Here is a 12,105-nt window from a genome sequence, read left to right as displayed (position 1 = left end):
AAATAATGACGTCTTTCTTTCTCTTCTTAAGCGATGCATTCAAATGGTCTTTCGGATTTTTTGATGTTGCAGGTAATGTTCTTAACTGGGTTTTATTTCTCGTTGCTTCGGCATTGTTTACCTATTGGTGCTATGTTTTGGTTGCTACTTTAGGAGGTGACAAAGACAAAGAATATTTTTCACCGACAGAAGGACATCACCCTTACTACGATCCAAAAATCCATTCTAAGAAAACTAAATAATTGATTCTTATATTATTTATAAAAATCCCGTAATTCTCAGAATTACGGGATTGTTTTTTTTGTAGAAAAATTATTAATGAATCGGAATTACCAGTACAGGAATTGGCGAGCGGCGAGTAAGTTCTTTGGTAAGACTTCCCACAAATACATCATAAATTCCGCTTCTGCCATGTGAACCCATCACCATATAAGCCGCATTTTTTTCTTTGGCGTATTCTAAGATAATATCGCCTGCAATACCCTGTTTCAATAGATGTTCACAATCGACACCTTCCGCAAGTACACGTTGCTGAATATTATTCAACCGAAGCAGCTCTTCTTTAATCTCATTTTGCTCCACTTCCGGAAAATACTGAAATCCCATATCGCCAATTGCAAAACCAATATCTGCGGGCGCAACATGGATTAAACAAAGTTTTCCCCCGATTTCTTTTGCAAATTTTATTGATCCATCAATCAATTGGTCTGTAGAATCACTGAAATCTACAGGTAGTATAATATTGATCATAATTTAAAAATTTTGTTGTATAAAGTTACGAATTTTTACTGAATTCTGAGATCCAGCATTTTTTTATTTTCAAGATAAGCTTCCAGTATATCGTTTTCAGCTATTTTTCCAACACCCTTTGGAGTACCCGTGAAAATAAGATCTCCGGTTTTTAAGGTAAAATATTGCGAAACAAATGCAATGATTTTTCCTGGACTGAAAAGCATCAATGATGTGTTGCCATGCTGCACTTCCGCTTTATTTTTATGCAAAGAAAATTGAAGGTTTTTCAAATCGTAATCTTCTTTTTTATAAAAATCCGAAATCACTGCAGAACCATCGAAACCTTTCGCAAGTTCCCACGGAAGTCCTTTTTCCTTCAGTTTGGTTTGTAAATCTCTTGCAGTGAAATCAATTCCCAAAGCAATCTCGTCAAAATGATTTCCGGCTTTTTCTTCCTGAATATATTTTCCGCCTTTTGAAATTTTCAAAACCACTTCCAACTCGTAGTGAATATCTTCCGAAAATTCCGGGATATAAAAATCCGAACCTTTCTTTAAAACCGCTGTGTCGGGTTTCATGAAAATCACGGGATTTTCAGGGATTTCATTTCCGAGTTCTTTGGCGTGTTCTGCGTAGTTTCTGCCGATGCAAATTATTTTCATAATTAAATTGTTACCTTTTGAAAAACTTATCCTTAAATAAATCTTTTGTGACTTAAAAAAAATTAAAATTTCGAACGAAGTTGAATTCCTGTCAAAATTTTCTTAGTATATAACGGAAAATCAGCACTTTGGATCCATCCGTAATAGCCCAAATCTTTTTGGAAAACGTCTTTCACGCGTTGTCCTTTGTATTTCCCGAACGCGAAAATCTCTTGATGTTCTTCATCAAAATGAATCATTCCCGCTAAATCTGCAAATTTGGTGTGAAAAGAAAACTCGCTTAGTGCAGCAATATCGTTTGGAAGTTCTTCGTAGTGAGCAACTTGCGCATCCAATACTTCGAAAGTTGCTAAAACATCAGCTTCAGCAGAATGGGCGTTTTCCAACTCTTTTTTACAGTAGAATTTGTAAGCTGCCGTCAAATTTCTTGGTTCCATTTTGTGGAAAATCGTTTGCGCATCAACCAACTTGAATTTGCTTAAATCGAAATCGATCCCGGATCTCAGAAGTTCTTCAGCCAAAAGCGGTACATCAAATCGGTTAGAATTGAAGCCACCCAAATCGGAACCTGCGATCATTTCCATAATTTTCGGAGCGATTTCTTTAAACTTCGGAGCGTTTTTCACGTCTTCATCAGTGATTCCGTGTACTGCGGTTGATTCTTTTGGGATGAGCATTTCGGGATTCACGAGCCAGGTTTTGCTTTCTCGGGAAGCGTCCGGATTCACTTTCAGGATGCAGATTTCCACGATTCGGTCTTTTGCTACATTGGTTCCGGTAGTTTCCAGATCGAAGATGCAGAGCGGTTTATAGAGTTTTAAATTCATTTTTTTTATTTGGAAATGTACTAATTTGGTAATTTGAAAATATTTTGGTTTGTCATTAATAATTGTTACAATCTAATTCCTATTTCAACTGTTTTTGAAAAATAAGTGAAATCAAAATATAGTATAAAATCACCAATGGAATTCCGACGGTTTTAAAGATAATTAAAATCAATACAGCGCCGATCAACAAAGCGATTTTCGGATAATTATCTTCTAATTTCATCGATTTGAATTTCATCGAGATCATTTTTATGGGACTTACTAAAATCCACGAAGAAATTATCGTGAATATTACCATTAACAAAGGGTTTTCAAAGATAAATTGAAAGCTTCCGTTTTCGAGAAATGCGTAATAAAGTCCGAAAATTAAAATGGTATTTGAAGGCGTGTTCAATCCTTTAAAATAATACGTTTGCTCTTCATCCAAATTGAAAATTGCCAACCTCAAACATGAAAATAAAGTGATGAAAAGCCCGAAATATTTAATTTCAAAAGGAAGTTCGATTCCGAAAATCTCAGTTCCGAAAGGTTCTAATGCTTTGTACATCACGATTCCCGGCAACAAACCGAAACTCACCATATCGGCAAGCGAATCGAGTTGCGCACCCAAATTGGAATTGGATTTCAGCGCTCTCGCAATAAACCCGTCGAAAAAATCGAGGATTAAAGAAACGATAATGCAAATCGCCGTGATTTGGTAATTGCCGGCAAGCAATTGAATGACACCGATGCTTCCGGAAAATAAATTGGCCAAAGTGAAGGCGTTTGCCAGATTGTTTTTAATGAAATTCATAGGAGCAAAAATAGGGTTTTTATTAAAATTTTCATCTGCAATTTCCTGAAAAAACTAGTTATTAACGAAATGTGAATTTAATGTAACTTTGCACAGTTTTTTTAGAATTTTTGAATGAAAGATATAAGATTACAAGAGGTTTTTGCTCTTTTTTATAGATTGTTTTTGGCGTTTTTCTTTTATCAGATTGCGCGTTTTCTGTTTTGGTTTTTCAATCGAAAACTTATACCGATTGATTCTGTGTCCGATTATTTCAGTATTTCTTATCACGGAACAGCGTTCGATACCACAGCGATTTTGTATGTGAATTCGCCTTTTATTTTGCTCAGTTTGCTTCCGCTGGTCATTAACACGAAAAAAAGTTATCAGAAATTTCTGTTTTATCTTTATTTCATTACCAACGGAATTGCGTACGGAATGAATTTCGGGGATTTTATTTATTACCGATTTTCGCAGTCGAGGCTTACCACGGCAGCTTTGAATGTGGCAAAACATGAGGATAATATCGGAAAAGTGTTCATGGTTTCGGTTTTGGAACATCCGTTCGTAATTTTATGGTTCATTGTTTTGATGATTTTCTGGATTTTTCTTTATAAAAAAGTGAAAGTTGAGGAACAAAAACCTGAGAAAAAGTGGAAATATTTTGTTTTTTGGGTTTTGAATTTATGCATCGTTGCATCGCTTGTTGTGGGCGGAATTCGTGGAGATTTTAAACATTCCACAAGACCGATTAATTTGGTGGATGCTAACCGACATGTGAAAAATCCGTTGCAAGCAAATGTAGTGTTGAACAGTGTTTTCTCATTTTTTCGAACGATGAATACGAATAATTTCCGGGAAGTTCATTTTGTAAATGAGGAATTTATTGAGAAAAATATTCAACCTTATAAAATTTATCCTCGTGAAAATGCGGAACCTAAACCCAATGTGGTTATCTTTATCATTGAAAGTTTTGGGAAAGAATATTCCGGAGCATTTAATAAAAATACCAGGATTAAGAATTTTGTTTCTTACACGCCTTTTTTTGATAGTTTGGCAACTCACAGTTTGATTGCCACGAACGCTTTCGCTAATGGTAGACAGTCGATCCATGGGATGAGTTCTGTTTTGGCGGGAATTCCGAGTTTGAAAGATGCTTTTACCAGTTCGCCATATTCCAACCAGAAAATTCAGTCGATTGTTTCGGTTGCTAATGAAATGGGTTACGATACTTCGTTTTTTCATGGCGCGCCAAATGGATCAATGGGATTTCTCGGTTTTGGAAATATTTTGGGTTTTAAGCATTATTACGGCAAAACGGAATATAATAATGATGCCGATTTTGATGGAATGTGGGGAATTTGGGATGAACCTTTTTTTCAATATTTTGCTAAAACTTTAAACACCAAAAAATCTCCGTTTATGGCGACGATGTTTTCGGCGTCTTCGCACCATCCTTTTAAAATTCCGGAAAAATACAAAGGAAAGTTCAAAAAGGGTCCGCTGGAAATCCATGAACCAATTGGTTACACCGATTTTGCTTTGAAAAAATTCTTCGAAACGGCAAAAAAAATGCCTTGGTATCAAAATACAATTTTCGTTGTGGTAGCCGATCATACCAACCAGATTGCTTATCCGGAGTATGAAAAAGCGATGAACCGTTTCGCTATTCCGATTTTGTTTTACTCCCCGAATCCGAAATACCAATTGACAGGTGAAATTACCGAACCTGCACAACAGATGGATGTTTATCCAACTTTAGCCGATTTGATGGGTTACAATAAGAAAATCAGAAGTTGGGGAAGAAGCTTGGTTTCTGAGAAGAAAGAAAATTATTTAATTGTAAATTCCAGTGGAGTAGAGCAGTTTATGATTGGCAATTATATTTATTTGTTTGATGGGAAAGATTTTACGGGTATTTATGATATCAAAGATTTGGGGTACGAAAAAAACCTTCTCGGAAAAGTGAAAAATCCGGAAACCGATTTGGGAATGATGAAGAGTAAGGCATGGTACCAAGATTATATGAATCGGGTGATCAACCGCAAACTTCATTAATCAAAATAATTTTGAAGTGTTTAGATTTTTAAAATTTCCTAAATACAATCATTAGTATGTTGCGAATAATTAAAAATTTGGTGTTTAACTTTTTTTAATTACATTTATCAAACTAAAAATTTAAAAATAATTAATCTTATGAAAAAGATAATTTTCGCTTTCGTTGCCTTATTTTTCGCAACACTATCTTATGCACAAATCGAAGGAAAATGGAAAACCATCGATGATGAAACTGGACAAGCAAAATCTATTGTAGAGATTTACAAAAAGTCTGACGGTAAATACTACGGAAAAATCTCTCAACTTTTGATAAAACCTGCTAATCCAAATTGTGTAGATTGTAAAGACGATAGAAAAAACAAACCGCTTTTGGGTATGGAAATCGTGAGAGGTATGAAAAAAGAAGGGAAAGAATTCACCGGAGGAACCATCACTGATCCTAAAACAGGAAAAACGTACAAGTGCAATATCACCAGAGAAGGCGATAAATTGAATGTTAGAGGTTATATTGGATTTTCACTGATCGGAAGAAGCCAAACTTGGCACGCAGTGAAATAAAAGAATCATTACAACAAGAAAAAACAAGCAATTCGAAAGAGTTGCTTTTTTTTTGTCCTGTTGCGCCCGAAAATTTGCGAAAAAAACTTTACTTTTGTACTCTAAATTTTTCAAAAATTATGGCAGAATATACTTTTAGAGAAGTAATTGCACAAGCAATGAGCGAGGAAATGCGCAAAGACTCATCAATTTATTTAATGGGTGAAGAGGTTGCGGAATATAACGGTGCTTATAAAGCATCAAAAGGTATGCTCGATGAATTTGGCCCTAAAAGAGTGATAGATACTCCGATTGCCGAGTTGGGTTTCACAGGAATTGCGATAGGATCTGCAATGAATGGTAATCGCCCAATTGTAGAATATATGACCTTCAATTTCTCATTAGTAGGAATTGATCAAATTATCAACAATGCTGCTAAAATCCGTCAAATGAGTGGCGGACAGTGGAATTGCCCAATCGTTTTCCGTGGTCCTACCGCATCAGCTGGTCAGTTAGGAGCAACACACTCCCAAGCTCTAGAAAGTTGGTTTGCAAATGTTCCAGGTTTAAAGGTTATTGTACCTTCAAACCCATACGATGCAAAAGGTCTGTTGAAATCTGCAATCCAGGATAACGATCCGATAATCTTCATGGAATCAGAGCAAATGTATGGCGATAAAATGGAAATTCCTGACGAAGAATATTATCTACCGATCGGAAAAGCGGATATCAAAAAAGAAGGTAAAGATGTAACTTTGGTTTCTTTTGGTAAAATTATGAAACTGGCGATGCAAGCGGCTGAAGATATGGAGAAAGAAGGTATTTCAGTGGAAGTAATTGATCTTAGAACAGTTCGTCCGTTAGATTTCGATGCCGTAATTGCTTCTGTAAAAAAGACCAACCGCATGGTGATTTTGGAAGAAGCATGGCCTTTTGCGTCTGTTTCTTCGGAAATTACATATATGGTTCAGCAGAAAGCTTTTGACTATCTTGATGCTCCGATTAAGAGGATTACAACACCAGATGCACCTGCGCCTTATTCGGCTGCATTATTTGCGGAGTGGTTCCCGAAACTTGAAAAAGTGAAAGCAGAAATAAAAAATGCATTGTACATCAAAGCTTAAAAATAAAACTCCTGAAAAGGAGTTTTTTAAGTTTATATTATGTATGAAAATTCATTGCTGAATGACTTTTTAATTTAAATTTACGCAATATTTAAAACTGAATAATGGCAGAAGTAACAGAAGGTGGTCACCATTTTGACACGAAAAAACTCACCGCAATGGGAGTGCTGGTTTCACTTGGAATTGTTTTCGGAGATATTGGTACCTCACCGCTTTATGTAATGAAAGCAATTGTGAACGCAAGGCAAGAAGGTGGTAATTTACCTTTCGATGAGTATATTGAAGGAGCACTTTCATGTATTATTTGGACTCTTACGCTGCAAACCACCATTAAATATGTAGTTATCGCACTTCGGGCGGATAACAAAGGAGAAGGTGGAATACTTTCTTTGTATTCTTTAGTTAAAAGACTCAAGAAAAAATGGCTGTATGTGGTGGCGATTATTGGGGCATCCACATTGGTGGCAGATAGTGTTATAACGCCTTCTTTGACGGTAATGTCTGCAGTGGAAGGTTTGAAAATTTATAGTCCAAACACCCCTGTAGTTGCTATCACGATGATTATTTTGGCGGTCGTTTTTTTTATTCAGCAATTCGGAACGGCTTCTATCGGGAAGTTTTTCGGTCCTGTGATGGTTATTTGGTTCCTTGTTTTAGGAATTTTCGGTGGAATGCATATTTTCGATCATATCGAAATCTTCAAAGCATTTAATCCATATTACGCATATAATTTAATTACTCATTCACCTAGTGCCATTGTCATTATGGGAGCGGTTTTTCTTTGTACTACCGGTGCAGAAGCTCTTTATTCTGATCTTGGTCATTGCGGAATTAAAAATATCCGGGTGAGTTGGGCTTTTGTAAAAGCAATGCTTATCCTGAATTATCTAGGTCAAGGAGCTTGGTTGCTGGATAATCATCATAAAGTAGCGGAAGGAATCAATCCTATGTTCGGCATTATGCCGGTTTGGGCCATATTGCCCGGAGTTATTTTGGCAACTGCAGCGGCGATTATTGCCAGTCAATCTGTAATTACAGGCTCGTTTACGATGTTTTCAGAAGCAATGTCGATTTCCTTCTGGCCGAACCAGCAAATTGATTATCCATCCGGAGTTAAAGGACAAATGTATATCCCGAGAATCAATTGGGGACTGATGGTGCTGTGTTTTATCGTGGTAATGTATTTTCAGCGTTCCGAATCTATGGAAGCAGCATACGGACTTACGATTACCATCACGATGATTATGACGACGATACTCCTGTTCTTTTGGCTCAGCAGAACTCGTGTGAACAAGGTTTTTGCCATCTGTTTTATTACTGTTTATTTATTTATCGAACTCGGTTTCTTTTATGCAAATGTCATCAAATTCTTCGATGGAGGTTGGCTTACAGTAGCGCTTGGCGGTTTCATTGCGGTTTGCATGTATGCTTGGTATAACGGTAGATTAATTAAAGCTAAATTCATCAAATTCGTAAAACTGGAAAAATATGTTTCTATCATTAAAGATTTAAAACTCGATGAAACAATTCCTAAATATGCGACAAATCTTGCTTTTCTGAGCCGTGCTAAAAAAGAAGATGAAATCGAAGCCAAGATTATTTATTCCATTCTTCGAAAGCAACCGAAGCGAGCAGATCATTATTTTATTCTGAATATTATCAATCAGGAAGATCCTTTTACTTTTAAATATACGATTGATGAAATTATGCCGGGTACGATTTACCGAATTAATTTCCTACTTGGTTTTAAGATTGATCGACGAATCAACGATTATTTCGATCAGGTTTTAGAGGATATGATGAAAGAAGGTACAATACCTTCCCGAAGCAGTCATCCGTCGCTTAGAATCCACAATATCCCACCAGATTTGAAGTATGTAATTATTGATAACACCTATATTAACGATACTTTATTAACGGTGAAAGAAAAATTGACCTTAAGTATTTACCATTTTGTGAAATATATCGGTAGTGACGATTTCAAAGCATGGGGAGTTTCGCCACACAATGTTGTTGTTGAATCCGCACCATTGCTGGATCAAACAATTGTTACCAAAAGAATTCAGCAAGTCAATTTTAAACATTACGACGCTTAACAAATTTTTCCCGGTTCTTGCCGGGAATTTTTTTAGTGGTTGGTTCACCGGTTTTCATTTAGAATAAAATCAATAAATTTGTAGATAATTTTTTCAATGGACACTAAACAGAAAGAACTTAATATAACAACGATAAAAGAGGTTTTAAGACAATACCTCCTAGAAAAAGGTTTTAGAAATACGCCCGAACGATACACTATTTTGGAAGAAATATACAATATGGAGCATCACTTCAATGTGGACGATCTTTACCTCCTCATGATGCAGAAAAAGTATCACGTTTCCAAAGCTACGATCTATAACACCATCGAAATCTTTCTCGACGCTGGTCTTATACGCAAGCATCAATTTGGTGAGAAAACCCTTACTTCCTCGTCTTACGAAAAATCATATTTTGATAAACAACATGATCATTTGGTGATTTACAAGAAAGATTCCGACAAGGAAATCGAAGAAATTATCGAGTTCTGTGATCCGAGAATTCAGGGAATTAAAGAAGCCATTGAAAGTGCATTTGGCGTAACTATTGATTCTCACTCACTTTATTTCTACGGTACCAAAAAAGATTAATGAAGAACTTTTTCGTTTTGTTAATGTTAATCAGTGGGAATGTTTTCTCACAGATTACCACCACGCCAAAGGATCCTTTGGTGAAAGATCCGTATTTCAATAGCGCCCAGAATGCTCCACAAGGGCAAAAGGTGCGTCTGATCCACTCAGATTTCTTTCAGAAAACTCCAGAAAAGTATAATGGAAATCCGTATTTTTCAGGCAATGTTCAGTTCGAACATCAAGGCTCTTTGCTCAGCGCAGATGAAGTAATTTTCTATGAAGAACAGAATTTTGTGAAAGCCATAGGCAATGTGAAACTGCAAAATGCCGACGGATCCGTAATTACAGCGGGAGAAATGGAATACGACGGTAACTCCCAAAAAGGAATTGCTAAGAAAAATGTAGTCCTTACAGACCCAAAACAGACCATAAAAACCGAAACACTCTACTACGACAGGATTTCCAATAAAGCCTATTTCAACACCGGAGGAACTATTTCGGACGCTAGCAATGTGATGTACACCAAATCCGCTACCTACGATCTCAGCTCTAAAATGATCGATTTCACCGGTAATGTGAAAATCAACAACCCCGAATATACGGTGGAAGGAACCAACATAAAACAAAACCAAAACACCAATACTGCGGATTTCTTTGGTCCAACCACCATTACTAATAAGCAAAATCCGGCAAATCAAGTGTACACCGAAAGAGGTTCGTACAACATGAATTCCAAAGAAGTGTACCTCAAGAAAAATTCCAGGATTAACTATAATGGTAAAATCCTTACGGGAGACGATATGTACTTTAATCAAATTACAGGTTTTGGTAGGGCAAAAGGCAATGTTACGTTGCGTGATCCTAAAGAAAGACGCTTTATGAAAGGCGGTTATGGTGAGATTTTCGAGAAGAAAGATTCAGCGATGATGACCGATCGTCCGTATGCAGTGAAGATTTTGGAGAAGGATTCCATGTATTTTTCCGCACAAAAGATCCTTGCCTATCAAAAGGTTGACGCAACCGACCCGCTGAAAAAGAAAAGTTTCCTCCGTGCGTACCAAAAATCAAGAATGTTCAAGTCCAATATTCAGGTTCGCGCAGATTCTTTAACTTTTAATGAAACCGACGGAATCATGCATCTCTTCGGGAAACCTATCGCGTGGAGCGGCGAAAAACAAGTGACTGGAGATAAAATTGAGGCCTATTTCGATACTGAAAACGAGTATATTGATTCATTGAAAGTAGTGGGAAATGCCTTCGCCATCAGTAAAGCCGATTCATTAAATTTAAAAGATGAATTCAACCAAGTGAAAGGGAAGCTGATGACGGTTTACTACAAAGAAAATAAAGTTAATTTGGCTAAAGTAATCGGAAATGCCCAAGCAATCACCTATGCCGATGATCAGAACGAGAAAACCAAAGAAACTGAAAGAATAGGAGTGTCCTTATCAACCTGCGGAACCATCGAAGCGGAATTTGAAGAAAACAAAGTTCAAATTATTTCTTGCAATGTGGGAGCCAATACCGACATTTATCCGATGAGTAAAATCTCCCGCGAGAAACGCTTTTTCCCCGACTTCAATTGGAATACCAAAGATCGGCTAAGAAAATGGGAAGATATCTTCCTCGACTCGCCCGGCTACGAAGAAGTGAAATACGAGTCCGATGATGCATTATATAACGCTGCTCAGAAAGCTATAGATGATGCAAAACAGAAAGAAGAGGCCAAGAAACCGAAAAGGGTGAGGAAATAGTATTTTCGCCTTTAAAACAAGATAAAAAGCACTGATTTTCGGTGTTTTTTTATGCAGATCCGGTAAATAAAAAAAATCTAAATTTGTGTAAAACTTAGAAAAATGGAAGAGCGCCTACCACCAAAACCCAATCCGAATTTTGCAAGAGATCATTTAGCCAACGAGCGTACATTTCTCGCTTGGATTCGAACGGCAATTGCATTGATGGGTTTCGGCTTCGTGGTAGTGAAATTTGCGGTTTTCCTTCGCCAGATTTCAGCCGGATTGGGCGGTAATCCAATCGTCCTGCCGAAAACTTATTCCGCAGAAATAGGTCTTGCAATGATTATTTTCGGTGGCATCACCGCGGTATTGGGCTATATTTCATTTGAGAAAACTAAAAGAGAAATTAATTCCGACAGTTACCAACCAAATTCATTACTACTGATTATCATCACATTATTCATTATTTTGGCAAGTGCTGTGATGACCTATTTTCTTGTTCCGAGTTTGGGGATTTGATGATTAGAATTTTCAAAAAAAAGAATTTGGTTTCTTGATTTAATGAAATAAAAAAAGACCTACAATTTCTTGTAAGTCTTTGGTTTCAATAAGTGAGCGCGTCAGGATTCGAACCTGAGACCGTCTGCTTAGAAGGCAGATGCTCTATCCAGCTGAGCTACGCACCCATATGAAGAGAAAATAAAAAATTCCCGAAGGAATTTGTGAGAAAAAAGTCGGGGCGGCAGGATTCGAACCTGCGACCTCCTGGTCCCAAACCAGGCGCGATGACCGGACTACGCTACGCCCCGAATAATTTGTGCAAAGGTTGCGGAGGGTGTGGGATTCGAACCCACGCGACCCTTTCGGGTCGACAGTTTAGCAAACTGCTCCGTTAACCACTCCGGCAACCCTCCTTTGCAATAATTTTAAGAACTTCTTTTCTGTAATTGCGAGTGCAAATATAGGATTGTTTTTGATACTAACCAAAACTTTTTGCAATATTTTTTTT

The 12,105-nt window shown here is 37.0% G+C and carries 12 protein-coding genes and 3 tRNA genes; 8 read left to right on the top strand and 7 right to left on the bottom strand.

Going from position 1 to position 12,105, the window contains the following annotated elements; genetic code table 11:
- The first annotated feature begins 5 nt into the window (after window positions 1-5).
- The gene (locus tag AP75_RS03395) at window positions 6-242 is read left to right on the top strand and encodes a hypothetical protein (RefSeq protein ID WP_031503540.1); all 237 of its coding nucleotides are present in this window, start codon (window positions 6-8) and stop codon (window positions 240-242) included.
- Between the two features lie 73 nt (window positions 243-315).
- On the opposite strand, the gene AP75_RS03390 is transcribed toward AP75_RS03395, so the two are convergent.
- The 4 genes from AP75_RS03390 to AP75_RS03375 all read right to left on the bottom strand — a co-directional run bounded on the left by AP75_RS03390 (window position 316) and on the right by AP75_RS03375 (window position 3,014).
- Complete coding sequence (locus AP75_RS03390) at window positions 316-750, bottom strand: universal stress protein (protein ID WP_031503538.1); 435 nt, start codon at window positions 748-750, stop codon at window positions 316-318.
- A 35-nt stretch (window positions 751-785) separates the two neighbouring features.
- The gene (locus AP75_RS03385; RefSeq protein WP_031503536.1) at window positions 786-1,394 is read right to left on the bottom strand and encodes a fumarylacetoacetate hydrolase family protein; all 609 of its coding nucleotides are present in this window, start codon (window positions 1,392-1,394) and stop codon (window positions 786-788) included.
- Window positions 1,395-1,456: 62 nt separating this feature from the next.
- Window positions 1,457-2,221 carry a 3'-5' exonuclease gene (locus tag AP75_RS03380; RefSeq protein WP_031503534.1) on the bottom strand — a complete coding sequence of 255 codons (765 nt, stop codon included), beginning with the start codon at window positions 2,219-2,221 and terminating at the stop codon, window positions 1,457-1,459.
- Window positions 2,222-2,300: 79 nt separating this feature from the next.
- Window positions 2,301-3,014 (bottom strand): CDP-alcohol phosphatidyltransferase family protein, encoded by a 714-nt coding sequence (locus AP75_RS03375; RefSeq protein WP_031503531.1) that lies wholly within the window; start codon window positions 3,012-3,014, stop codon window positions 2,301-2,303.
- Window positions 3,015-3,128: 114 nt separating this feature from the next.
- On the opposite strand from AP75_RS03375, the gene AP75_RS03370 reads away from it, so the two are divergent.
- From AP75_RS03370 to AP75_RS03340, 7 genes are all read left to right on the top strand, one after another.
- Window positions 3,129-5,051, top strand: a complete 1,923-nt coding sequence (locus AP75_RS03370) for an LTA synthase family protein (protein ID WP_088263591.1) — start codon at window positions 3,129-3,131, stop codon at window positions 5,049-5,051.
- A 138-nt stretch (window positions 5,052-5,189) separates the two neighbouring features.
- A complete protein-coding gene (locus tag AP75_RS03365; protein WP_031503530.1) occupies window positions 5,190-5,609 on the top strand; it encodes a DUF2147 domain-containing protein in 420 nt (139 codons plus the stop codon).
- Window positions 5,610-5,728: 119 nt separating this feature from the next.
- A complete protein-coding gene (locus AP75_RS03360; RefSeq protein ID WP_088263634.1) occupies window positions 5,729-6,712 on the top strand; it encodes a pyruvate dehydrogenase complex E1 component subunit beta in 984 nt (327 codons plus the stop codon).
- A 104-nt stretch (window positions 6,713-6,816) separates the two neighbouring features.
- The gene (locus tag AP75_RS03355) at window positions 6,817-8,808 is read left to right on the top strand and encodes a KUP/HAK/KT family potassium transporter (protein WP_031503528.1); all 1,992 of its coding nucleotides are present in this window, start codon (window positions 6,817-6,819) and stop codon (window positions 8,806-8,808) included.
- A 96-nt stretch (window positions 8,809-8,904) separates the two neighbouring features.
- The gene (locus tag AP75_RS03350) at window positions 8,905-9,378 is read left to right on the top strand and encodes a Fur family transcriptional regulator (RefSeq protein ID WP_031503526.1); all 474 of its coding nucleotides are present in this window, start codon (window positions 8,905-8,907) and stop codon (window positions 9,376-9,378) included.
- Window positions 9,378-11,114 carry an OstA-like protein gene (locus AP75_RS03345; protein ID WP_031503524.1) on the top strand — a complete coding sequence of 579 codons (1,737 nt, stop codon included), beginning with the start codon at window positions 9,378-9,380 and terminating at the stop codon, window positions 11,112-11,114. The genes AP75_RS03350 and AP75_RS03345 overlap by 1 nt, the downstream gene beginning before the upstream one ends.
- Window positions 11,115-11,216: 102 nt before the next feature.
- Window positions 11,217-11,615, top strand: a complete 399-nt coding sequence (locus tag AP75_RS03340) for a YidH family protein (protein WP_031503522.1) — start codon at window positions 11,217-11,219, stop codon at window positions 11,613-11,615.
- A 93-nt stretch (window positions 11,616-11,708) separates the two neighbouring features.
- Here the strand turns inward: AP75_RS03340 and AP75_RS03335 are convergent.
- The 3 genes from AP75_RS03335 to AP75_RS03325 form a co-directional block, all read right to left on the bottom strand.
- Window positions 11,709-11,782 (bottom strand) — tRNA-Arg (locus tag AP75_RS03335).
- 48 nt (window positions 11,783-11,830) lie between these two features.
- A tRNA-Pro gene (locus AP75_RS03330) sits at window positions 11,831-11,905 on the bottom strand.
- A gap of 20 nt (window positions 11,906-11,925) precedes the next feature.
- Window positions 11,926-12,010, bottom strand: a tRNA-Ser gene (locus AP75_RS03325).
- Window positions 12,011-12,105 lie beyond the last annotated feature (95 nt).

Origin of the sequence: Kaistella haifensis DSM 19056 (assembly GCF_000735695.2) — a bacterium.
GTDB lineage: Bacteria > Bacteroidota > Bacteroidia > Flavobacteriales > Weeksellaceae > Kaistella > Kaistella haifensis.
Note: the sequence above shows the minus strand (reverse complement) of the source record. Positions and strands in the feature narration are given on the sequence as shown.

What these genes read in the sequence shown, in the direction of transcription:
- AP75_RS03360 (WP_088263634.1), top strand. Translation starts at nt 5,729, where the DNA reads ATGGCAGAATATACTTTTAGAGAAGTAATTGCACAAGCAATGAGCGAG.
- AP75_RS03390 (WP_031503538.1), bottom strand. Translation starts at nt 750, where the DNA reads ATGATCAATATTATACTACCTGTAGATTTCAGTGATTCTACAGACCAA.
- AP75_RS03385 (WP_031503536.1), bottom strand. Translation starts at nt 1,394, where the DNA reads ATGAAAATAATTTGCATCGGCAGAAACTACGCAGAACACGCCAAAGAA.
- AP75_RS03350 (WP_031503526.1), top strand. Translation starts at nt 8,905, where the DNA reads ATGGACACTAAACAGAAAGAACTTAATATAACAACGATAAAAGAGGTT.
- AP75_RS03345 (WP_031503524.1), top strand. Translation starts at nt 9,378, where the DNA reads ATGAAGAACTTTTTCGTTTTGTTAATGTTAATCAGTGGGAATGTTTTC.
- AP75_RS03340 (WP_031503522.1), top strand. Translation starts at nt 11,217, where the DNA reads ATGGAAGAGCGCCTACCACCAAAACCCAATCCGAATTTTGCAAGAGAT.
- AP75_RS03375 (WP_031503531.1), bottom strand. Translation starts at nt 3,014, where the DNA reads ATGAATTTCATTAAAAACAATCTGGCAAACGCCTTCACTTTGGCCAAT.
- AP75_RS03395 (WP_031503540.1), top strand. Translation starts at nt 6, where the DNA reads ATGACGTCTTTCTTTCTCTTCTTAAGCGATGCATTCAAATGGTCTTTC.
- AP75_RS03370 (WP_088263591.1), top strand. Translation starts at nt 3,129, where the DNA reads ATGAAAGATATAAGATTACAAGAGGTTTTTGCTCTTTTTTATAGATTG.
- AP75_RS03355 (WP_031503528.1), top strand. Translation starts at nt 6,817, where the DNA reads ATGGCAGAAGTAACAGAAGGTGGTCACCATTTTGACACGAAAAAACTC.
- AP75_RS03380 (WP_031503534.1), bottom strand. Translation starts at nt 2,221, where the DNA reads ATGAATTTAAAACTCTATAAACCGCTCTGCATCTTCGATCTGGAAACT.
- AP75_RS03365 (WP_031503530.1), top strand. Translation starts at nt 5,190, where the DNA reads ATGAAAAAGATAATTTTCGCTTTCGTTGCCTTATTTTTCGCAACACTA.